Consider the following 23,210-nt stretch of genomic DNA (forward strand, 5'->3'; position numbering starts at 1 on the left):
ATGCGTATAAATTCAATAAATATAGACATAAAAATCATTGTTATTTGTAAATAAATATATGAGAAGCCACTTTTTGTTTATTTCATACTCAGCTATTGGTTTAAGCTGTCGCTGAGTTATGTATAGGCATGGATGGAATTGATGGAAGTGATATATTCTCCGCATCAAACTTTATTTTCACTTCTTTTGTTATATCCCAATAAACATCCCAATAATCCTCTGATTTGACCCATGCTTGGACAATAAATTCAGTAGAGTGCAAGGTTAATGCATTTAATCTTACCTTTACTTCCGGTAGTTTGAGGACAGAATTATGTTTATTAGTAATCTCATACAGAATATTTTCAGTTTTACTGATGTCATTAGAGTGCTCAATATGAAAAAGAAGATCAACACGACGAACTTTTTCCTGAGTAATGTTGGTTATTGTATTATTCCAGACATTATTATTGGGAATAATAATAATTTCATTTGTAGTCGTTTTTATGGTTGTATTCACTAGACTCATTTTATTTACTGTCCCTATAACTTGTCCAGCTTGTACGTAATCTCCTATATCAAATGGACGATAAATTAGTAACATAACACCAGATGCAAAATTAGCTAAAATGTTTTGCAGCCCAATACCTATAATAAGACCTAAAATACCAAAGCTGGTTAATAATGGTGTGAGATTTATTCCTAGTTGGGATAGTGAGAATAAAATCCCAACCGTTAAAATTATATTCCCAGAGATAGAAATTAAAAAATTCTGCATGACCATTGAAATATTAAAATTTTTCGAAGATACAATATGATTAATAATAAATCTTATAAGTTTACGTAAATGAGTAAATAGCATCAATATTAAAGAAATAATAAATATTTTAAATAATAATTGTGGGCCATTATTAACAAACCAATGTATTAAATTATTAAACCAAGATGTTGCCATTGACATAATAACTTTTTTATCAAGTAACTGGTCAGTAAAAACACCTGTATATTCAAATAATATTTTTTTATATTCTGTAGTATCAATATTTGTTTTTTCTGCGAGTGAAATCAATTCATTAAGGTGGTTTGTGTATATTTCTGCAGTTCTTGATGCGACTAATGCTTGTAATTCAAGGTCACTACTAGTATCTGCTGTCGCTTTTTTAAACTGACGCTCGCTAATTTCTTTTGTTTTATGATTTAATATGAGTGATGTTTTTGTGAATTCTAAATGTTTATTAAGATCTTTATCGAATTTATCAGTTATTTGTAATGTGGGTTGATTGAGTTTTTTTAACCAATGATAATTAATTAGCTCATTATTGAGAGTTCTAATAATATTGACTTGTGTATCATTGAGTACTTTTAATGCATTAAATTTTTCAGATGATTTTACTTTATCTAAAGAAATTAAGTCACGTTCAATCTTTTTATTATAAAAGTTTTCTTCTTTTTCTATAAAGCTTATTTGTTGATTAACTTGATTTAAAAGAAAAGTTTCATCTACATAAGGTTTATTGTTTTTTTGTATAAGAAAGGATAATAAGCTTCTTCGTGTTTGATTTTTATGTATCAACTGAAGCGCTATAACATCTAGTTTTGAGCCTGTTAATGTCATCGACTCTTTCATCAATTCATCTATTCTTTCATTTAATATATTTAGATGACTAATGCTTTCTTCTACTTCTTTTCTTATCGACGTTGTATTTTTTGTTTTATTATATTGACTATTTTTTTCCTCTGTTATTAAAAGGAGATCATCCTTATTGCCTATATTTCCTGCAAAACAGTTAATAGACATCAATAAGAGAGGTAGGATTAAACGCATGAGTTTTCCTTTATTTACACTTGCTGAGAACGAGTTATTTTTAGATCTAACCATATATGAATTAGTAATATTCAAAGTCAGCTCTTGTATCTATAAAGTATAGTTAATTTTATAAAAAGTAATCAGTTTGAGTGATTATTGTGATCTTGCTGCGTTTGTTTTGGGTTGATTTTGTTAAAATATGACAATAGTAGGTTAAATTTTCATTAGATAAATAAAAGTCAGCAATATTTTTCAAAATCACTGACTTTAAGGGAATTAATTTTCAAAAGGCTGTATTGTTAATTGAATTTATTTTGATTCAATAGCTTTCTCAACCATATGTAAATGGACGTCTTGTTGTGGGAATGGGATAGAGATACCTTCTCGATCAAAGCGCATTTTAACTTCACGAGTAATATCCCAGTAAACATCCCAGTAATCGTCAGTCTTAACCCAAGGGCGCACAATAAAATCAACCGATGATGAGTTTAAAGTGTGCAGTTTGATTGTTGGCTCAGGACTACGTAAAACAGAAGGGTGAGAGTCAACGATATCGTGTAATACTCGTTCTGTTTTTTCGATATCATCGCTGTATCCAATACCAAAAATCATATCAATACGACGTACTTTTTCGTGAGTAACGTTCTTAATTATATCGCCCCAAATTTTACTGTTAGGTACAATAATTATCTCATTACTAAATGTTTTGATTGTCGTATTAACTAAGCTCATATGACTTACTTTGCCAGTAATACTGCCTGCTTCTACTAAATCACCGACATCAAATGGACGATAGATTAATAGCATCATGCCTGAGGCAAAGTTAGATAGTGTGTCTTGTAGTGCGAAACCAACAATAATACCGGCAACACCAAAACCGGTTAAAATTGGAGCAAGATTTAAACCTACTTGTGAGAGCGCGATTAAGATACCGATTGCAAACACAACCTTACCCGACATAGAAATAAAGAATTCTTGCATTAGCATCGACATCTTCAAGTTTTTTGTCGATACGGCTCGTGTTACCATTTTACGGACAATATTCTTTAATGCTTTGAAGGCAAAGATAATAAAAATAAAGATAAAGACTTTAAAGATCATCTGTGGGAGATTTTCAAACAACCACGATCCAAATTCAGTCGTCCATGATGTAACGATTGACCAGATAACTTTGCTATTTAGTAGGTCATCTGTAACATTACCCGTTTGTTCAAATAGTAAACGTTTATATTCAGCGGTATCTAGTCCCATATTATCTGCAAGTTTGACTAAATCAGTTAGATTTTTAGTGTCACTATCAACTTGACGTTGGGCTAAAACTTGGGTGACTTGTAGTGTTTTTAGTTCATCACCTGTTGCTGACTTTAGTTGTTTATCGTTTAAATCTAGTGCTTGGCTACCAAAAGTGAGTGATGCTGACATGAAGTCAAGGCGATGCTCAATATTACTCTTGAGTGTTTTTATCGCATTAGGCTGAGGTTTACCTAAACGTTCCATCCATTGGTAGTTTTCCCATTCTTCATTAAGAACCAGAATGATAAAATCACGGCTTTCAGATAGCGCCTTTAAAGCCACTAATTTGTCAGTGTCTTTCGCGTTATCAAGATCTTTTTGATCGCGTTCAACTTTGGTTTGTAAAAACTTTTCAGCTTCAGCCGCAAATTTTATTTGTTGTTCAACTTGTTTTAATAAAAGTTTTTTGTCTGCTTTTTTATCGTCAATTAAATCCGTTAGTGTACTTCTTAATTCTTTGTTTTTATTGAGTAGTTGTAAGCGAATAACGTCAAGCGATGAACCTGTTGTTGATGTCGCTTCTTTTGCTAATACGTTTAATTCAGTGTTAAGTTTTTGAAGTTTTTGATACTCAACATTTGTTTGTTGAGGGTTTGTAGGCTGTGGTTTTGTGTTAGCAAAACTTAGCGTAGAAACGAAAATGAGCATTAATACCAGTAAGCGCATGTTGCGATAAACTCCTGCTGGTGATATGAGAAAATATGAAGTTATCAGTATTTATAATGGCTATTGATAACGAGCTATTTATTGTCATTAGACAAGTGTGCGCAGATTATATCTAAATTGGCGTCCGCTGCTATAAATATTCAATTTAAAATAGAGCAAATGCTTCTAAAGCGGTTTAGATAATAATTATCTTTTTAATTATCAATTTGTTGCAGTATCTAAGACCGTGATCATTTTATGGTAAATCTTGCTGGCATAAAAAATAATATTGAGTAAAAGCCCATGCCCAATCAGGTACCCAATACTCTTGAGTAAGTACGATGACAACATTGCGTCGTAGGTAGGGAATTATTTGTCGCAGCAGGATGTAACTAGATTTATCGGCAATAATGATATTACAGTCACTGTTAATTATTTCATTAATTAATATTTTTGGGGGTACTTCTTTGATTAATTTATATGTTTTAATGTTGCAGTGATTAAGTTGATATGCAAATAACTTTTTAAGCGGTGAGTTATTAATTAATACTGCAGCTGATTTTATCGGGATATTGGTTGATGTAAGTACGTCTATCCATGATGTAACTTGTCTAATTTGTTGTTTATAGCGCATTATCACATCTCCCATAATACTGATTATCAGTGATTAGTTGTCAATGCGGCCAAGACTATCTGATACTCTTTTAAATACTGTCATTATAGAGTTAATTTAGTAACTATAAGGTAATGATTGTGAGTATGCGCTATTGGTGTTGCTATAACTCTGATGAGCGTTCGTTGAGATTCTCACGTACGATTTGACTATTATTTTGAGCATAAAAGCGTACTTGAAATTGTGTTTCTTCAGTTAAAAATTCAACCTTATGCCAGTATTGCGGTGGGCTAATAGCTATATCACCAGCATTGATAATAATTTCTTGTTCAACTTCTCCACGACGATCACGAAAGCCATAAAATTTTAGTTGCCCCTGTAAGACACATATTTTTCCATAGACGCCAACACGGGTATTGTGGAGGTGAAGAAACATCTTCGGAATATTTTCAGGCGTAAAGATCGGGGTAGATTTATAATTAACATAATCACTCGGAATGGTTGCCATGATGATATCCTTAATTGCTGATACTGCATTAAACATAACTATAAAATACATGTTTAATGGTAGGGCCGCAATCAATTCTGTTAATATTGTCATGTGATTTTATGTTATTTATTGATATAAAAGTATTTTAATTAAAAAAAAGCCCCTTCGCAAAGAAGAGGCAAGTTGTACCATCGCTATTATTATTCTGTAAATATGGGGTTAACCAAAGTCACCATTTACATAACCACGGGTGCGATCATCCGCTGGGTTATTAAATAAGTTTTGGGTTTCATCATGCTCAACTAACTCGCCCATCAAGAAAAACGCTGTACGATCTGAGATACGGCGAGCCTGTTGCATTGAGTGAGTAACGATAACAATCGTAAATTCTTTTTTGAGTGTTTCCATCAAATCTTCAATCTTTTTAGTGGCAATAGGATCAAGCGCTGATGTCGGTTCATCCATTAAGATCACTTCAGGTTTCATCGCAATGGTACGTGCTATACATAGACGCTGTTGTTGACCACCAGAAAGACCAAATGCATGTGACTTTAAACGATCTTTGACTTCATCCCATAACGCTGCGCCACGCAGTGATTGTTCTACGATAGTGTCTAACGTTTTTTTATCTTTGATGCCTTGAGCACGTAAACCATAAGCGACATTCTCATAGATACTCATCGGAAATGGATTTGGTTTTTGAAATACCATGCCAACTTTAATCCGTAATTGAGCAACATCTATATTACCGTAGACATTTTCATCATCGATAGTAAGTAATCCTTTGATCGTTACTCCTTCAATTAAGTCATTCATGCGGTTTAAGCAGCGTAATAACGTTGATTTACCACATCCTGACGGCCCAATTAGAGCAGTGACTTGACGATTAGGGATCGACAAATTAATTTTCTTTAGTGCTTGGTTTTTGCCGTAAAAAAGATCTAGGTTTTCAATGTTAAATTTGTTCATGTATGTATCCTCAGAATTTAGTAAGTCGCAGTATTAAAACGGCTAGCGATAAGCTTGGTTATTAGGTTAATTACAAGAACAACAATGATAAGTACTGTCGCCGTACCATAAGCTTGGTTCCATTCATGTACGGTGTAGAGTTCTTGCGTTAGCTTGTACAGGTGAACAGTAAGCGTACGTCCTGAGTCAAAGACACTGTCAGGAATACGCGCTACCATGCCTGCTGTCATAAATACTGGTGCTGATTCACCAATAACACGACCCACGCTGAGGATAATAGCGGTCACAATTCCAGGCATTGCACTAGGAAGAATGAGTCGCCAGATGGTATAAATTTTAGATGCACCCAAACCATATGAACCTTCACGGTAAGTTTGTGGTACAGCCATTAATGCTTCTTCGGTGGTACGAATAATCACCGGAAGAATCAAAATACTTAAGGTTAATGCACCTGATAAAATAGAGTAACCAAAGCCTAGAATAACCACAAAAAAGGTCATACCGAAAAGGCCATAAATAATCGAAGGGATACCCGCTAAAGATTCAGTACAAAAACGAATAACTTTAACTAAACGACTTCCAACTTTGGCATATTCAGTCAGATAAATTGCCGTCATTATCCCTAATGGTGCAGCTACAGCGATTGATGCAAACACCATATAAAGTGTCGAAACAATCATTGGCCAAATGCCAGATTCTTTGCCAATAGTGGTGTAGTTTGAACTAATAAAAGACCAATCGACATGGGAGAGGCCATTGCTGAGAATGTACCATATTACCCATAATAAAAAGCCAACAGTGACACCTGCAGATAACCAAATAATAGTGACTGATAGGCGATCTTTTAGTTTTTGTGCTGCTGGGTTCGCATTTTCTAATCGACTAGTTTGAGTAGATAAAGAGTTATTAGTGGTCATTGTTAGTTACCTCGCCCGCTCACGGTTTAGATAAAGAAGCGCGCCGTTTAGTGTCATAATAAACACCAGCAGTACAATACCCGTAGCATACAATGCGCTTGCGTGAATGCCTGTTGCGTAAGACATTTCAATTGCGATATTGGCTGTTAATGTGCGAGCTGACTCAAGTAAACCTTCTGGCATTGCTGGGGAGTTACCCATTACCATAATGATTGCCATTGTTTCCCCAAGTGCTCGTGCAACACCTAAAATAACCCCCGTCATAATGCCTGAGCGTGCCGCAGGAACGATAAGTTTAAAAATAGTAAACATTGGTGATGCGCCAAGTGCTAAAGAACCTTCTTTATAAGCACGTGGTACAGCACGGATAGATGTTTCAGAAATGGTAATTACGGTAGGTAAAATCATTACTGCAAGGACAATGATTCCAGCTAAAATTGTATTACCTGCAGGAACATTGAATATTTCTTGGATCAACGGAACAATAATAACTAAACCAAAGAAGCCATAAACAACCGATGGAATACCTGCTAACAGTTCAATCATTGGGCGAATAAAACTGGCTAGTGGTCTTGGTGCAACTTCTGCGATAAATATAGCGGTTAATACGCCAATAGGCACACCAATCATTACTGCACCTGCTGTTGAGACAAGTGAAGCAACAATCATCGGTGCAATACCGTAAAGTGCAGGTGGCAACCAATCAGTGCCAAGTATAATCCCTGTAACACCTGAGTAGGCAAAGGCCGCATAGCCTTCACGGAAAATAAAGTAGCCAATAGTAACGAGCGATAAAATACCGATTGCTGCACTGAGCATAAATAGGTATTTAAAGAACATTTCGCGCCAGTCGATACGCTTTTTCGACTTAAGCAACGGAGTATCCTTAGTTGATTTCTCAATATTTGCGATGGTCATATAATCTACACTCCAGAAAGGCTACCAATGAGTAACCTATTTCTGAGAAGTCAAAAACGCTCAACTCAAATAGTTGAGCGCTAAAATAAAAATTAGTTAACTGAGATGAAGCCTTTATCGGCAACGATTTTCTGTGCTGTTGGTGATTGAACCCACGTTAGGAACTCCAAGGCTTCAGCTGATGGATGGCCTTCTTTGTAAACCACAATAAATGGACGTTGAACGCTATAATCACCCGCTTTAATCGCTTCGACGGATGGTTTATGACCATCAATAGTTAGGGGTTTCACTGTGTTATCAACTGAGCCCAGTGAAATATAACCGATAGCAAATGGGTTATTTGCAACGGTTGTTTTTAATTGGCCATTGCCACTTGCAACTTGTGCTTTTTGCGATATTGCAGAGACTTCGATATTGTTAATTTTTTTCTTTAACGACATGATGTCTTCAAATGCACCACGAGTACCTGATGCTGTATCACGGGTTGCGACAACAATAGGTTTATCTTCGCCACCAACCTGGTTCCAGTTAGTCACATTACCTTTGTAGATTTCAGTAATTTGCTCTTTGGTTAAATCAGTTACTGGGTTGCTATTATTAACCACTACGGCGATACCATCGCGAGCAACTACGATTTCTTTTATTTGTGGCGATTCTTCAGATGTTTTTAAGGCACGAGATGACATACCAAGATCCGCTGAACCATCGTGAGCAACGCGGATACCTGCTGATGATCCTGGTCCTTGAACTTCTACCGTTACATCGTTAGATTTTGCATAAGTTTCACCCAATACTTCCATGAGGGGAGAAACAGAGCTAGAACCTACAACAGAGATAGTCTCGCCAGCGAACGCTGCAGAGCTAACAGCAAGTGAACTTGCAACAACAACTGCGCCGATAATCTTTGTCTTCATTTTCATAATCCTTTCTTGTTAGGCAAAATGCCAATAGGTCTGAATGAACACGACAAAGATTAAAAAAGTTATGTGACAGTAATATTTCAGAAGTTTGAACACTCTATGAATGCTGTAACAAATGCTTAATAAGAATGTATAAAAAGGTTCTTTTATTATTTGTTGTCATAAATGGTAATGGAATACTCACTAAATACCTTGATGCCATATACTTACAACGATAAATAATATTACGATCGCACCAGTATTGAGGTATTTTTAGTTGTAATTGTTTTTCTATCAAAAATAAAAGGTTGTCGATGTTAAAAAAAGCACAGCAAATGATAGTTTTTAATGCTCTCACTAAACAACAAAGCTTTACCAAGGCAGCACAGCTACTTGATATCTCTAGAACTCAAGTCAGTAAATTGATTCAGCAACTTGAACAGCGCCTTGGGGTGCAATTGGTACAACGCACAACGCGATCATTTGCATTAACAGAAGCGGGGCGTTTGTTTGCGAAGCATTGTGAAAAAGTGGTGGAAGAAATAAATGAAGCAGAAAGTGAATTATTGATAAATGAAGATAACTCACAAGGTCTACTGCGAGTTGGGATTGCGCAATCTTTTGCTTCTAATCATGTAGCACCTTATATCAATGAGTTTCATGCCCAATATCCATTACTCAATTTAGAATTGAGTTTGTTTGATCACCGTGTTGATTTGATTGCAGAGCAACTCGATCTTTGGATTGGATTTATGGATTCGCCTCCAGAAGGTTTTGTTGCACGTCATTTGAGTAATTGTGATTTTGTGCTGGTGGCAAGTCCTGAATATTTAGCGACTCATGGTGTACCTTATCAACCCAGTGATTTAACTGCGCATAATTGTATTATTTATTTTAGCCGTGAGCGTAAAGATAATGTATGGAGCTTTAGTCAGCAAAATGATAATCAGGATATTAAAGTCACGGGTAATTACCGCGTCGATTCTGCTGATGCAATTCGTGATGCTACGATTGCAGGCAATGGTATTGGCTATTTAGCGACGTACTTGTTAACGGATGAAATCCGCCAAGGTAAGTTGATTCGACTTATGCCAGATTGGCAGTTAACACAGCATATGCCGTTATATGCGGTTTATCCAAGACATAAATTTTTGCCTAATAAAGTGAATCTATTTATTGAATTTATTCGCCGCCATATAGAAGCGGGTAATATTTTGTGCAAATGGTAATGATGTAAAAAACAGCGATCACACGCAAACGGTTGGCTAAAAGTGAGAGGTAAGTGTTTCAAATTGTAACCCTAGGGGTTAATAGTATTCCCTATAGGAACTAATCCGATGATTTTCGTTTGCTTAGGCTAAAAATTACCCAATATCGCGTCAGTTTGTTAAATTGTTGTTGTTCGTAATAACAACTTGATCCTTGTCACACTTTTTTTTATGAATACACTCTTTCCGCAATCGTTTACTACACCATACATTGGGGAATGACTTTGCATTATCTTGTTGGCATGCTCGGTATTATTACTATTTTTGCAGTAGGTTTTTTATTTTCAGAAAACCGTTCAGCAGTTAATTGGCGCAGTGTTTTAGGCGCTTTTTGTATTCAAGTTGTGTTTGCGGCCTTTATTCTTTATGTGCCTATTGGTCGGGTAGTGCTAAATAGTGTTTCTGGTGCTGTATCTGGTGTGATTGATTATGGTCATGAAGGCACATCATTTTTGTTTGGCCAGCTAGCTCAATTTAAACTAGGCTTTATTTTTGCGGTTAATGTCTTACCTTCTATTGTTTTCTTTTCGGCATTAATCTCCGTACTCTATTATGTTGGTGTGATGAAATGGGTTATCCGTGGTATTGGTGGCTTATTACAACGCCTATTAGGTACTACGCGTACTGAATCAATGTCTGCAACGGCTAATATTTTTGTTGGTTCTGTAGAAGCACCATTAGTTGTACGTCCGTTCTTAGCAAAGATGACACGCTCAGAATTATTTGCAGTAATGGTTGGCGGATTAGCCTCTGTTGCTGGTGGTACTATGGTTGGTTATGCAGGACTTGGTGTGCAGTTGAAATATCTGATTGCTGCTAGTTTTATGTCAGCACCTGCGGGATTGATGATGGCGAAATTGATCGTGCCGCAAACCGAAGGCGTGCATAGCATGGAAGAGGAAGATGACGGTGAAGAAGATGAACCCGTTAACTTAGTCGATGCAGCTTCTCGTGGTGCATTGAGTGGCTTACAAATTGCAATGGCTGTTGGTGCAAGTTTATTGGCTGTTATTAGTTTAATTGCAATGGTAAATGGTGGTTTAGGCCATATTGGTCATTGGATTGGAATTAATGATCTTAGCCTTAATATGATTTTTGGCTACGTATTTGCTCCTGTTGCATGGTTAATTGGTGTGCCTTGGTCAGAAGCAACAACAGCGGCTAGCCTCATTGGTACTAAAATTGCTGTGAATGAATTTATAGCGTTTGCTGAACTAATGAAACCAGAAACAATAGCTAAGCTTAGTGAACACTCACAAGCGATAGTGACATTTGCATTGTGTGGTTTTGCTAATTTAACCTCTATTGCCATGTTAATGGGGGGGTTAGGTGGAATTGTACCTCAACGTCGTCCTGAAATTGCGCGTTTAGGGATGAAAGCTATTTTTGCAGCGACTTTAGCTAATTTAATGAGTGCGACATTGGCTGGTTTATTTCTTCCTCTTTAGAGGTAGTATACTAACGCTGAATGATTAAAAATAAACAGAGAGCTCAGCTCTCTGTTTTTGTATCTAGAAAAAGCATTAATAATGGGGGATGATCAATGAAGTCTGATAGTGATAAACTTATCGCTAAACATGCACAATTAATTCACAGCGAAGGCTTAACTGTGTGTTCTCATACTCAGCGAGATGATGGCGAGTGGATACAGCATTCATTGATGATCGACGGCTATAATGTGCCCTTTAAATTTAAACGGAAATCAAAATATAAAAGCCTTACTGGTGCAAAAGTAAATATGACTTATTATGCTGATATGATTACAGTAGCTGGTTTAGAATTTGAAATGATGAAAGTAGTCCGCATTAAACGTTATTAACATTAACAAGGAAAAATAATGAATTGGTACTTTGCTGTTCTTCGTAAATATGCTCAATTTCAAGGGCGTTCACGCAGAAAAGAATTTTGGTATTTCACTTTAATTAACGCACTTATCAGTATGGCCTGTGGTCTAGTGGATAGTACATTACAGTTACCAACGCTCGTTGAAGGTTATGGTGTATTAGCTGCGCTATATGCGGCTTTCGCTTTTATACCAACAGTTGCTGTGACAGTACGACGCTTGCATGATCAAGATCGTACGGGTTGGTGGGCACTGATAATGTTAATTCCTATTGTTGGCATGTTAGTACTGCTCTACTTTATGATTCAGGACAGTACATCAGGGGTAAACCGTTTTGGTACGAATCCCAAAGAGCACAGTGATGCAACGTTTAATGTATAATTTTTAGTTGATTATTCTTGTTATCAATAATACCCAATCTTCGGATTGGGTTTTTTTTATTAATTTTATATTGAATAGTGATAAAGATCGCATTTTACTTATTGAGCCTTGATTGTTGTCTGTAATTTGATAGAAAAGGTAAATAAAGCAAAAAGCAGTAAAGGTAAAGTGAGGATCATTATGTCGATTGCTGATAAATTATTGGATATAAATATAGTAGCTCAAGTAAAACGAGATGGTGCTGTTAATGTCTTGGAGTCTATTTATGAGCAAGTAGGTTACGCACATTTCAAGCGCGTGAAATGGGGGCGTCAGTATTATGATGGTATACAGTTTGCTGATGGCAGCGTTATTGCGGTGAAGCCGACAGCATTTAATTGCTTGACGTTAGTTAAGCTTGATTTCAGCAATCAAATTTGTTGAATAGAAATAGAATCATTCATTCCATTCCAGATAAATGTGTTTTAGTATGATGCTATTAGCTGAGTGAACTGTTTTGACCGAAGCAGGAATCAAGTTCTGACCGAATAGAGCTAATAGACTGGGATTCATCGTTTTGGAGTACGATAATGACGCATTACCCTCGAAATAAACAATACCAACCCCCCTCATCGTTGGTACTAGATACTTTTTTTGCTAATGCAGTATGCATAGCAATGACCTTTTCCTCTGCCTCTTATTTTAGCTTCCGATTTAGTAACGGTTCTTTGTAACCGTACTGTTATTGACGACAAATCACATGTTATTACTAATATATCTATAAATAGATATATGGATTGCTATTATTTAACAATAAGAACAAGGGAAATATGAATACTAAATTATTAGGAAGTTCGCTGATTATTGCGGGCACAGCATTGGGTGCTGGCATGCTTGCCATCCCGATGGTATTAGCACAGTTCGGTTTACTATCTGGCTCATTATTGATGCTGCTTATTTGGAGTGGTACGACATATGCCGCTTTATTGTTATTAGAAGCAAGTATCAAAGTTGGCGGTGGTCTTGGTATGAATACCATCGCACGAAAAACATTAGGTAAGGGGGGACAATTAGTAACAAATGGATTGCTTTATGCTTTATTAGTTTGTTTATTAATGGCTTACATCATCGGTGCTGGCGATTTACTACAGAAATTGGTAACAGGGTTTGGGTTTGAGTTATCAATGCTACACAGTCAGATCATCTTTACAGTGTTAGCTGGTTGTATTGTTGCTGCTGGAACAGGCGTCGTTGATAAGCTCAATCGTGTGTTATTTTTAATCATGATTGCAGTGCTAATTATTACGTTATTTGCCTTAATACCGGGTATGAGCTTTAATCATTTCTTTGAAGCGAGCAATAACAGCCAAGTTGATTTAATTAAAACTAGTGCAGTATTGTTCACCAGTTTCGGTTTCTTTCCCGTTATTCCTTCATTAGTGTCGTACAATGATAAAGCAAGCCATAAGCAATTAAGAAATATGGTGCTATTAGGCTCATTGATTCCATTAGGTTGTTACTTATTATGGCTATATGCTGTTGTTGGTAGTCTATCAGCAGAGCAATTAATTAAATTTGATAATGTTTCTGTACTGATAGATGCATTGAGTACGCGTTTTGCTGGCATACATATTATTCTTTCTATTTTTACTGGCTTAGCGTTATTAACGTCGTTCTTAGGCGTGGCAATGTCGCTGTTTGATCAAAATATTGATTTATTTAGAAAAAATCGTGCAGTGACTTATGTGCTAACATTTATTCTACCTTTGTTAGGGGCTATCTTTGCCGCAAACCAATTCCTATCTGTTTTGAGCTATGCAGGATTGATATTAGTATTTATCGCAGTGTTTATACCGATGTGGATGATCCATAATATAAGAAAATCTGCTCCAGCAACGACAAGTTCTGATTATCAAGTGGCAGGTGGATCTGTCGCAATGCTATTGAGTTTAGCTTTTGGCTGTTTCTTAATAGGTGCGCAGCTGATTTAGTATGATAAACGTGTAAATAGGACGCTCATCTTCGATGGGCGTTTTTTTTATCTTTTAACTAATTAGAGTAGAAATAAAAAGAGAGTAGGGTAACAGATTGACCGATCTGGAATACCCTGTTAAAGCACTTTATAGGACCAATATAAAGTTTAATCATTAGAATCTATAATCTACTTTGGAGTACGAACTGATATTGTAAGTAAACGATAGAATTAACTGATACGATAATACAAACTTTCAGCAGTGAGGGCTATCCTCTCATTGTTTTTAGCGATAGTGATTTCTTGCTAAAAGTGTAAACTTTAAATTACACCTCATTTTTGGTATCTAATGTTGCTTTTTTTTTGTTAGGTGAGTGATTATTGTTGTTTTATTTTCTAGTAATAATAATGGTTGCAGGTATTGTAGATGTTATGGGATAAAGCTTTAACAGTTGCTAAAAATGCAAGTGAGGCGCAAGTATTGTTGCCAATAGCAACCATGAGCTCAGTCGTCTCTGAGCAGGGAATTGATTTTTTTATTAAGATCATGAATGATAATCTTAATAAAAAAATGCAACAAGGGCATATACAGCAAAATCCTTTTTTGCCTTATGATGAGCAAATGTTTGTGGATACTGTAGGTCATGATCATGTGTGTTTATTAAATAAGTATCCTGTAGGTGAGCCTCATTTACTTATTTGTAGTAAAGCGTTTGTGAGCCAATCATCTCTACTTGATTTGCAAGATTTTTCAGCTTGGATCCAAGGTGTTACTTACCCTGATGTATTAGGTTTTTTTAATTCAGCATCAGAAGCTGGAGCAAGTCAGCGCCACCGACATATGCAGTTAATGAAAACGACGGTGCCGTTAGAGAGTATGATTTTGTCTGGTAAGTTACCATTCAGACATAAGCTATTTACGTTTGATCGTATTAATAGTGAGAAAGCCTATTTTTGCTATTTAGCGGCAATGCATGATTTAGGTCTAACCCCTCAAAATGTCACACTAAATATCAATGAGCCCATAGAATGTCTACCTTATAATATTCTATTAACTCAAAATTGGATGCTAGTGATCCCTCGGCTAACTAACCATGTTGGTGATATTTTTGCTAATGCTTTAAATTATTCAGGCTGTTTTTTAGTAAAAGATCAACAACAACATGATTGGCTAGTTGATTATGGTTGTTTACGGTTACTCACTGAATGTGTAGCGCCATAAACATAACAATTAATAGGAGTATTATTACTCCTTTTTTGATGGATTTGGCATTCGTATAACCGTTAAATAACGTTTTGGGTAACCACTTTGATAATAACTCGTTTCTGTGACGCCAAAGTGTTTTTTAGATGATGAACTATGAATAAATTTCACTAACCCTGGTTTTATTTCGGTAATAATACCGGCATGACCTGGTTTTCTTATTTTTAAATTGGTGCCAGTAAAAACAATGAGATCACCAACTTTTGCCTCTTTCAACGCTATTGAATGCTTAAATAGTTGTATATACTGTGCTGTTGTTCTTGGAATGGCAATATTAAAATGGTTATAGACATATTTAATAAATCCTGAACAATCAAATCCTTTCGGTGTAATTCCTCCCCAAACGTAGCGTGTACCAATATACTTTCTAGCAAAATCAACCATTTTCTTTTGTTCTATATTTCCTTTAGATTGATTTATATCAGGGTGTTGTTGAGAATAGCTCATCGGTTTGTTGATCATTTCTTTAGTGACTTGTGGTGCTGCATTAACATGTGTTTCACAAGCAACTAATAGAAAAAAGGATAACGGAAAAATGCGTTTAAGGTGTGTTTTTATAGTCATGGTCTTTATGTTTCAGTTTTGCTAAGCTTTATGGGTAATTAATTTTATAATAACTGTTTATTTTTAGCTTACAATGGATATTGAATAATATTATTATTGATTCATATCAACTAGTGACACCTTTTTGAGGTATACTATTTTAAATCATATTTAAACGATAGTTTTTTTGAAGAAAATATTAGGTTGACAATTGTTATTCAATCTATGTTTGTCATATAGACAATGTTATAGCAAAAAATTATTAATATAAAAATATTTAGGTTTAATTAATACTATGTCTGACAAACTATTAAAGACTATTAATCGAGTTATTCTCTTAAGTATATTACTATTTTCTAAAACTATATTCGCGACACAAACACAAACACTAACAATTTGGTCATCTCATCAAAATCGTGACTTTATGACGATAATGGCCAATAAATTTAAAAAAAAACATGATGTTAATATATCTGTTATTCAGCTTGATCCCTCAGAGATAAAAGCTGAAATATTATTAAGTGCTGAAGATGGAGGGTTACCTGATATTATTATTATTCCCTCTGATTTTTTGGGTATGCACAAGTTGATGAAATTATATCCTATTCCTCAACGGTGGTATCGCGAAAATCTTACACCAACGGTAAGGGATACGGTTAAACTACAAGGATCTTACTGGGGAATACCTCTTATTCAAGGTAATTTTCTATTGTTATATTATAATAAAAAATATGTACAACACCCAGCGACCGATTTTAACGATATTATTTTAGCTAAAAATCAATTTATTAAAAAAAATATTATGCCAATGGGGTGGAACTACAATGATATGTATTATTTTATGCCATTTTTATCTGCATTTGATGGAAAACCTATCACGAATGGTAAAATCACACTTAATACACCAGCGATGATTCAAGCGTTAAAGTATTATCATTATTTAGCTGATCAAGGAATTGTTAATCCAGAGTGCGACTATCGTTGTTCCCAATTGGATTTTGTGAATGGTAAAAGTGCTTATTCTATCAATGGCGATTGGGCGTATCATGATTTGAAAAATATGCTGGGTAGTGACTTAGGTGTGGCTTTATTACCGAAAGTTGATGGTAAAGTCATGCACCCGATGTCAAGCACATTTGTACTGGCTCTTCCTAATTACACGCAACATGCGAAAATAATGCAGCATTTAATTAAAGAGTTTTCCGAATTTGTTCAACAACAAGATAATCAGCAGTTAGTGTATGAGAAAACACAGTTACTACCTATTTCCAGAGCATATTTTCAAGAACTTAGCAAAAAAGCTAAGGGAGATAGTTTGGTTATGTTTCAACAAATGGCATTAACAGAACCGATGCCATCAGTATTGAATATGTCAATTGCTTGGCAAGCCCTTGCGATTGGATTTCAACGCTATCAAGCAGGAGCCACTGCTGAATATTCAGCAACACATATGCAGAATATGGCGATTGAACAGCTTGAAAAGTTGGATAAGAAATGATGAAGTTACGCTTAAAGTCCTCGTTAGCGTTACTAATGCTAACAATAGCAGTTTTACCTGCTACAATTGTTGGTGGACTGCTTTTAAAACAACAGTCAGATGTTGAAGCTAATTACCGTATTGATATGCTTGCAAGACTATCTAATACTATTGAACAAGAATTTGATTATCGTTTTTCATTATTATCAACAAGCTTAGATGTATTATCACGTGATCGATTATTTGTTCAAGCTATTGATAACTTTTTTCTTGCGGGTCATGTTAATGCTTCTTTAGGATCGTTAGTTAAGAATACACCTTTAGTTCAGGCTGCTTATTTAATTGATGATCAATGGTCTGAAATTGAAAGTTATAACGGTATTCATGGTTTATCATCTTTTATTAAATTAAAAGATGTACTTCTTCATCGAATATCAAAAAATAAAGCGAAAGGTCGCCAATGGGTATTTTATTATAATGGTGAAAACCTGATGCCATTAAAGTATAACCCAAGTCGTCGTGGTATTGTTATTGGTGTGCCTATTTTTCAATCTATGACTAATGGCTTGAAGCGAGTACCGCTGGGATATTTAATTGTAGTTGTTCCAATAGAAAATATTATTAAGGTATTACAGCCTTATTTGAAAAACGGGGAACGAGTTGTTTTTCAAAATAATGAAATGAATGATATTGTTATCTCTAGTAGCAAAGTAGACCTTCATGTACCAACAATAAGTAAAGTTATAAAAATAAAACTGGATAATAAATATATTTCAAAGCCGATTGAGTACACCATGAAAGTGTATATGGATAAGTATTTGGGTGTAAATCCATATATCAAATCATTGAAATATATTACATTTTTTGGGGTCATGATTGTTTTATTGGCTTTTTTTAGTGCAGGGTTAACATATCGCTGGATAGCTCGGCCTCTTGGTGGATTAATGGAAACTGTACGGGCATATTCACGCGGAGAATACCAGCGTTCAGGACGAGAATTGCGCTTTGCTGAGTTCTTTATGGTAGACAGGTTAATTCGTAATATGGCTAAAACGATTCAAGCTCAAGTTGCTGATTTGGCCGTTACTAATAGTGAATTGAATACTGCATATTTAGAGAAAGAAAAAGCAAATTTACAATTAGTTAATTTTAATGATGAGTTAGAGCGCAAGGTTGCAGAAAAGACCTTAGCACTCAGCAATTCATTATTTAGAGAAGAACATCGACGCTCAATGTTACAGTCATTGTTATCATTCAGTCATGATCTTCAAACCGGTGATATTATTGAGACGGTGATGACGCAAGTTGTCGCTTTATATCCTACTGCCGGGTGGGCAATGAAAACTTATGCCGATAACAAAAATCAATGGGCATGCGAGAATATTGATAAAGCACGCCTAGAAGAGAATGAAATACGACCAGAAGAACATTATAGTGATTATTACTGCTTGCCGGATGGTAACGAATATTTACATTGTTTTAAAGTAAAAAATAGTCAGAATGAAATCGTGGGTATTATTGTGATGCAATATGCCAAATTAAAGCGAGATGATTTTGAAGTTATTTCACTATTTATTCGACAGTTATCAGCTGAATTAGAAGGCCGATTATTAAATAGTGAATTGGCTCGTATTGCTATAACAGATTCACTTACTGGAATTGCTAATAGAAAAGCGTTTGATCATGATTTAGAAGAGCATATTCAATTATTCAATCGTTATCCAAAACGTCATTTTGGTTTATTTATGTTAGATGTTAATGGATTAAAACGAGCGAATGATAATTATGGGCATCATATGGGCGATGCTTTATTAATTAAAACCAGTCAGCTTCTGGTAGAAACATGCCGTATAACCGATAAAGTTTATCGTTTAGGAGGAGATGAATTTGCTATTATTCTCGAAGCTGGTGATCAAGAGAGTTGTGCTGTTTTATGGCACCGATTAGAAAAGGTTCGAGAGAAAATCAATTACGCTTGTTTACCGAATGGTGAACAAGTTGAGGTACATTTTGCTGTTGGTTATGCTAGCACTGATCAAAACCCAGCCGATCAAGTTTGCTTAATTGCAGATAAAGCGATGTATAAAGATAAACGTCGTTTCTATGAGAAAACAGGCCTTAAACGATAAAAATAGAGCCACTGCAATGTCATAGATATTGCAGTGGTTTAACTGCAGTGAGCCTATTTATGGTTCGAGTAGTTATCACCTTTCGCCATGCGATCATATAAAATCACATTTACAGCCGCGGCTAAATTCATACAGCCTTTAGTTGGTACGTAAATTGTTTCACGACAAAAATCAGTGATGTCTTTTTTTAATGTACCGTCTTCAGGACCAAAAATATAAAATGCACGTCGGGGGTGTTTATATTCTGGTAATGGTTTGGCATCATCAATTAAATCTACTGCGACCGGCACACAGCCGACAGGAATGATTGTTTTTAGATCTTCAACGCCAATTAAAGGAATATCAAGCGCTACATTTTTGGTGTCAGTACAAAATTGCGCAGCATGATCATAACGAGTACCAGTATAAAAGACAGAGTTCACGCCATAACAGCCAGCTGCACGCATAACAGAACCGACGTTTTCAGGTGTTTTGGGATTGAAAAGGCCTACGCAAGAGTAACCCTGACTTTTTTTGCTCATATGGATATCTACTTTAGAAATTGAGGCGAGATTGTATACCTAGTAGTAATATTTTTGCAGTAGGTATAGTGATTCGAGGGGAAAAACAGGAACTTCAGCTCCTGTTCTTTATTAGTGAAATTATTTACCGCAACATTTTTTGTATTTCTTACCGCTACCACATGAGCAAGGATCATTTCGATTAGGTGTTTTATCAAATGTTGTCGTGGTTGGCTTATTTAATGTTGCAGTAAGTTCTGCAATGTCTTCTACAGCGTCAGTATCTACTGTGATGGTTGCAAAAAGCTGGTGTTCTGCAAGTTGTACTTCTAGTTCTTGTTGACGTTCTTCTGTGTTCACAATCAATGTGAGTGGGTTGGTTTCCGTGCCAAGCTTAGTTTCGCGCTTCGTGTTGTAGCCACAGCTGCTGTGTTTTGGCTTTTTTTCGATGCGACCTTTATAGAAAAATTTAGACATGGGATAACCTGTTTGCTATGAAATATTAGCGTGACCATTATTGAATGGATACGCTTTATAACGAAAAAACCACCAAAATTAGGTGGCTGAAATTGCGGGCATAATAACCGCCATCGTGTAGCTTATCAAGCGTTGAGCTAATGCTGGGGTATAAAAATAGCCACAGAATATGATTAAAAATATAGCAGACAGTGTTTGATTCTCTGGTTGTAGTCAAGTAATCGATTGCATTGGTCGAATTTTATCTTCACACTTAGACGGTTTTAATAGAACTTGGTAGAGTAATGGTTAGTTGCAAAAATCAATTATGTTGATGGAAAAACCTATCAAACTAATAGGTTTTTTCGTCTACCACTGTTGTCAATAATTGTTAACATACACAGCATAGAAAATAGCAAACAGCACTAAATTATCTGGTATGTTAATGTATTAGCGATAAATGCTACAGATTTGATGCGCTAATCGACTGAAATGATAATTAAGGTATAACAAAAATTTTCAATTTTTATCACGAAAAGCAGATAACAAATTTAAAATTACGGCATAATAATGCTCGTTATACCAAGCAATTGATTGCTGTACCAGATCGAATGATCTGTAAATAAATGGGAACATTACATGGTTAAACCAGAAAATAACGCAATTGTGATTTTTGGTGCGTCAGGCGATTTGACTCATCGAAAATTAATCCCTGCGTTCTATCACTTATACGCTAATGGTTTATTGCCAGAAGATTTCGCAATTTTAGGTGTTAGTCGTACGGCATATAGCGATCAGGAGTTTCGTGACAAGCTTCGTTCTGCATTAGAAGAAAATGAAAAAACAGATGCAGCGACATTGACGAAGTTTTGTCAGCACTTATATTATCAAGCCTTAAACACCTCTGATACTGAACAATATGCAGTATTAAAGCAGCGTTTAGATATATTTAAAGATACTCACCATACTCGTGGTAATGCAGTATTTTATCTTGCAACACCACCTAGCCTTTATGGTGTAATTCCAGAATGCCTTGCTGCTCATGGTCTTAATGATGAAGCTGACGGTTGGAAAAATCTGATTGTTGAAAAGCCATTTGGTTATGATCTTGAGTCTGCAATTGCTTTAGATAAACAAATTCACGCTTGCTTCCAAGAACATCAAATCTATCGTATTGACCACTACCTAGGTAAAGAAACGGTACAAAACTTATTAGTTTTCCGCTTTGCTAACGGCATGTTTGAGCCATTATGGAACCGTAACTTTATTGATTTCGTTGAAATCACTGCATCTGAATCATTGGGTGTTGAAGATCGCGGCGGCTATTACGATGGTGCTGGCGCTGTACGTGACATGTTCCAAAACCATTTACTACAAGTATTAGCAATGGTTGGTATGGAGTCACCAGCAGCAATTAATGCTGATTCTATTCGTGATGAAGTGGTTAAAGTGATGCAAAGCTTTAAACCTTTATCAGAAGAAGATTTACATAAAAACTTAGTTTTAGGTCAATACACTGAATCTGATGTTCGTGGTAAACATTTACCTGGTTATCGTCAAGAGCATGGTGTTAATGATGAATCACGAACTGAAACGTACGTGGGCATGAAGATGTTTATCGAAAACTGGCGTTGGAATGGTGTACCGTTCTATGTACGTACCGGTAAGCGATTGCCTACTCGTGTTACTGAAGTCGTTATTCATTTTAAGAAAACACCTCACCCAGTGTTTGCAGCTAAATCGGCTGAGAACAAGTTGATTATTCGCATTCAACCTGATGAAGGTATCTTGATGAGCTTTGGTTTGAAAAAGCCAGGAGCGGGTTTTGAAACTCAAGAAGTATCAATGGATTTCCATTACGATAAACTTGAATCTATGAATATGCTAACTGCTTATGAGCGTTTATTATTAGATTGCATGAAACAAGATGCAACGTTATTTGCGCGTACTGATGCAGTGAAAGCATGTTGGAAATTCGTACAGCCAATTCTTGATCATAAAGAGCAACCAGAGCACCTATTTGGTTACGCTGCTGGTACTTGGGGACCTAAAGAAGCGGATGAGCTATTAACTAATGATGGCCGTCAATGGCGCTTCCCATGTAAAAACTTAGCCAATACGGATTATTGTGAGTTATAAGCATGATTAATTATAAAGTGTTTGATACCCCTCAGGATGTGGTCGTTTCTCTAGCTGAAACCATGCGAGCGATGAGCCTACAAGCTCAAGCTGTCCATATTTCATTGTCAGGAGGGAGTACGCCTAAATTATTGTTTAAAGCATTGGCGCAAGCCCCTTTTGCTAACAGTATTCAATGGAATAACCTTCACTTCTGGTGGGGTGATGAGCGATGTGTAGCACCGACTGATGCTGAAAGTAATTTCGGTGAAGCGAATGAGTTATTATTCAAGCATGTTGCGATTCCTGCTGCGAATATTCATCGTATTCGTGGTGAAGCAGAACCTGTTGCTGAATGTGCCCGTTTTGCTGCAGAAATGGATGCAGTGATTCCACACAAGCATGGTTTGCCTGCGTTTGATTGGATTTTATTAGGTATGGGTGGCGATGGTCATACTGCTTCTTTATTTCCAAATCAAACCAACTTTGATGATCCTGCATTAGCAGTGATAGCGACTCAACCACAAAGCGGTCAACAGCGCATTTCAAAAACAGCACGTTTACTTGAAAATGCTGATCGTATTACCTATTTGGTATTGGGTGAAGGTAAGGCTGAAGTCTTACATGAAATAAATAGTACACCGGCGGAAGAGTTAGCTTATCCGGCGGCAAAAATTAAAGCCTCTCATGGCGAAACAGAATGGTATTTAGATGCAGCAGCAGCAAAACTGCTTGCACAAGGAGAATAAT

Annotated in this window: 22 protein-coding genes; 11 read left to right on the plus strand and 11 right to left on the minus strand. The window is 36.0% G+C overall.

The window, feature by feature from the left end:
• Positions 1 to 100: 100 nt before the first annotated feature.
• The 8 genes from PPBDW_RS06070 to PPBDW_RS06105 form a co-directional block, all read right to left on the minus strand.
• Complete coding sequence (locus PPBDW_RS06070) at positions 101 to 1,804, minus strand: mechanosensitive ion channel family protein (protein ID WP_054262000.1); 1,704 nt, start codon at positions 1,802 to 1,804, stop codon at positions 101 to 103.
• Positions 1,805 to 2,095: 291 nt separating this feature from the next.
• Positions 2,096 to 3,745, minus strand: coding sequence for a mechanosensitive ion channel family protein (locus PPBDW_RS06075; protein ID WP_036794080.1), 1,650 nt, complete (start codon positions 3,743 to 3,745; stop codon positions 2,096 to 2,098).
• A gap of 235 nt (positions 3,746 to 3,980) precedes the next feature.
• On the minus strand, positions 3,981 to 4,358 hold the full coding sequence (locus PPBDW_RS06080; RefSeq protein WP_036794082.1) for a hypothetical protein: 378 nt from the start codon (positions 4,356 to 4,358) through the stop codon (positions 3,981 to 3,983).
• 142 nt (positions 4,359 to 4,500) lie between these two features.
• Complete coding sequence (locus PPBDW_RS06085) at positions 4,501 to 4,845, minus strand: TehB family protein (RefSeq protein WP_036794085.1); 345 nt, start codon at positions 4,843 to 4,845, stop codon at positions 4,501 to 4,503.
• A 201-nt stretch (positions 4,846 to 5,046) separates the two neighbouring features.
• Positions 5,047 to 5,796, minus strand: a complete 750-nt coding sequence (gene pstB, locus PPBDW_RS06090) for a phosphate ABC transporter ATP-binding protein PstB (RefSeq protein WP_036794087.1) — start codon at positions 5,794 to 5,796, stop codon at positions 5,047 to 5,049.
• A gap of 17 nt (positions 5,797 to 5,813) precedes the next feature.
• Complete coding sequence (gene pstA, locus PPBDW_RS06095; RefSeq protein WP_036794089.1) at positions 5,814 to 6,713, minus strand: phosphate ABC transporter permease PstA; 900 nt, start codon at positions 6,711 to 6,713, stop codon at positions 5,814 to 5,816.
• 6 nt (positions 6,714 to 6,719) lie between these two features.
• Complete coding sequence (pstC, locus tag PPBDW_RS06100; RefSeq protein ID WP_036794091.1) at positions 6,720 to 7,631, minus strand: phosphate ABC transporter permease subunit PstC; 912 nt, start codon at positions 7,629 to 7,631, stop codon at positions 6,720 to 6,722.
• 92 nt (positions 7,632 to 7,723) lie between these two features.
• On the minus strand, positions 7,724 to 8,545 hold the full coding sequence (locus PPBDW_RS06105) for a phosphate ABC transporter substrate-binding protein (protein ID WP_036794093.1): 822 nt from the start codon (positions 8,543 to 8,545) through the stop codon (positions 7,724 to 7,726).
• Positions 8,546 to 8,844: 299 nt separating this feature from the next.
• Between PPBDW_RS06105 and PPBDW_RS06110 the strand changes: the two genes are divergently transcribed.
• From PPBDW_RS06110 to PPBDW_RS06140, 7 genes are all read left to right on the plus strand, one after another.
• Positions 8,845 to 9,759 (plus strand): LysR family transcriptional regulator, encoded by a 915-nt coding sequence (locus PPBDW_RS06110; RefSeq protein ID WP_036794095.1) that lies wholly within the window; start codon positions 8,845 to 8,847, stop codon positions 9,757 to 9,759.
• A 257-nt stretch (positions 9,760 to 10,016) separates the two neighbouring features.
• Positions 10,017 to 11,246, plus strand: coding sequence for a NupC/NupG family nucleoside CNT transporter (locus tag PPBDW_RS06115; protein WP_373455528.1), 1,230 nt, complete (start codon positions 10,017 to 10,019; stop codon positions 11,244 to 11,246).
• A 95-nt stretch (positions 11,247 to 11,341) separates the two neighbouring features.
• Entirely contained in the window at positions 11,342 to 11,617 is a 276-nt protein-coding gene (locus PPBDW_RS06120) for a hypothetical protein (RefSeq protein WP_036794097.1), read from the plus strand.
• 18 nt (positions 11,618 to 11,635) lie between these two features.
• Positions 11,636 to 12,022, plus strand: a complete 387-nt coding sequence (locus PPBDW_RS06125) for a DUF805 domain-containing protein (protein WP_036794098.1) — start codon at positions 11,636 to 11,638, stop codon at positions 12,020 to 12,022.
• 180 nt (positions 12,023 to 12,202) lie between these two features.
• Positions 12,203 to 12,445 carry a hypothetical protein gene (locus tag PPBDW_RS06130; protein WP_036794100.1) on the plus strand — a complete coding sequence of 81 codons (243 nt, stop codon included), beginning with the start codon at positions 12,203 to 12,205 and terminating at the stop codon, positions 12,443 to 12,445.
• A 386-nt stretch (positions 12,446 to 12,831) separates the two neighbouring features.
• A complete protein-coding gene (locus PPBDW_RS06135) occupies positions 12,832 to 13,992 on the plus strand; it encodes an amino acid permease (protein WP_036794101.1) in 1,161 nt (386 codons plus the stop codon).
• Positions 13,993 to 14,400: 408 nt separating this feature from the next.
• Entirely contained in the window at positions 14,401 to 15,195 is a 795-nt protein-coding gene (locus PPBDW_RS06140; protein WP_036794103.1) for an ATP adenylyltransferase family protein, read from the plus strand.
• A 24-nt stretch (positions 15,196 to 15,219) separates the two neighbouring features.
• Here the strand turns inward: PPBDW_RS06140 and PPBDW_RS06145 are convergent, their stop codons facing one another.
• A complete protein-coding gene (locus PPBDW_RS06145; protein ID WP_054262001.1) occupies positions 15,220 to 15,801 on the minus strand; it encodes a C40 family peptidase in 582 nt (193 codons plus the stop codon).
• Positions 15,802 to 16,213: 412 nt separating this feature from the next.
• Between PPBDW_RS06145 and PPBDW_RS06150 the strand changes: the two genes are divergently transcribed.
• Together PPBDW_RS06150 and PPBDW_RS06155 are read left to right on the plus strand one after the other, a co-directional pair.
• A complete protein-coding gene (locus PPBDW_RS06150; RefSeq protein WP_230850462.1) occupies positions 16,214 to 17,278 on the plus strand; it encodes a sugar ABC transporter substrate-binding protein in 1,065 nt (354 codons plus the stop codon).
• Positions 17,275 to 19,386, plus strand: a complete 2,112-nt coding sequence (locus tag PPBDW_RS06155) for a diguanylate cyclase domain-containing protein (RefSeq protein ID WP_036794104.1) — start codon at positions 17,275 to 17,277, stop codon at positions 19,384 to 19,386. Before PPBDW_RS06150 ends, PPBDW_RS06155 begins: the two co-directional genes overlap by 4 nt.
• Positions 19,387 to 19,439: 53 nt before the next feature.
• Here the strand turns inward: PPBDW_RS06155 and PPBDW_RS06160 are convergent, their stop codons facing one another.
• Together PPBDW_RS06160 and PPBDW_RS06165 are read right to left on the minus strand one after the other, a co-directional pair.
• The gene (locus PPBDW_RS06160; RefSeq protein WP_036794105.1) at positions 19,440 to 19,907 is read right to left on the minus strand and encodes an RNA methyltransferase; all 468 of its coding nucleotides are present in this window, start codon (positions 19,905 to 19,907) and stop codon (positions 19,440 to 19,442) included.
• Between the two features lie 120 nt (positions 19,908 to 20,027).
• Positions 20,028 to 20,363 (minus strand): PBPRA1643 family SWIM/SEC-C metal-binding motif protein, encoded by a 336-nt coding sequence (locus PPBDW_RS06165; protein ID WP_036794106.1) that lies wholly within the window; start codon positions 20,361 to 20,363, stop codon positions 20,028 to 20,030.
• Between the two features lie 618 nt (positions 20,364 to 20,981).
• Between PPBDW_RS06165 and zwf the strand changes: the two genes are divergently transcribed.
• Both zwf and pgl read left to right on the plus strand, forming a co-directional pair.
• The gene (zwf, locus tag PPBDW_RS06170; RefSeq protein ID WP_036794107.1) at positions 20,982 to 22,481 is read left to right on the plus strand and encodes a glucose-6-phosphate dehydrogenase; all 1,500 of its coding nucleotides are present in this window, start codon (positions 20,982 to 20,984) and stop codon (positions 22,479 to 22,481) included.
• A gap of 2 nt (positions 22,482 to 22,483) precedes the next feature.
• On the plus strand, positions 22,484 to 23,209 hold the full coding sequence (gene pgl, locus PPBDW_RS06175) for a 6-phosphogluconolactonase (protein ID WP_036794108.1): 726 nt from the start codon (positions 22,484 to 22,486) through the stop codon (positions 23,207 to 23,209).
• The last annotated feature ends 1 nt before the right edge of the window (position 23,210 follow it).

The sequence above is a fragment of the Photobacterium kishitanii genome, from assembly GCF_000613045.3.
GTDB lineage: Bacteria > Pseudomonadota > Gammaproteobacteria > Enterobacterales > Vibrionaceae > Photobacterium > Photobacterium kishitanii.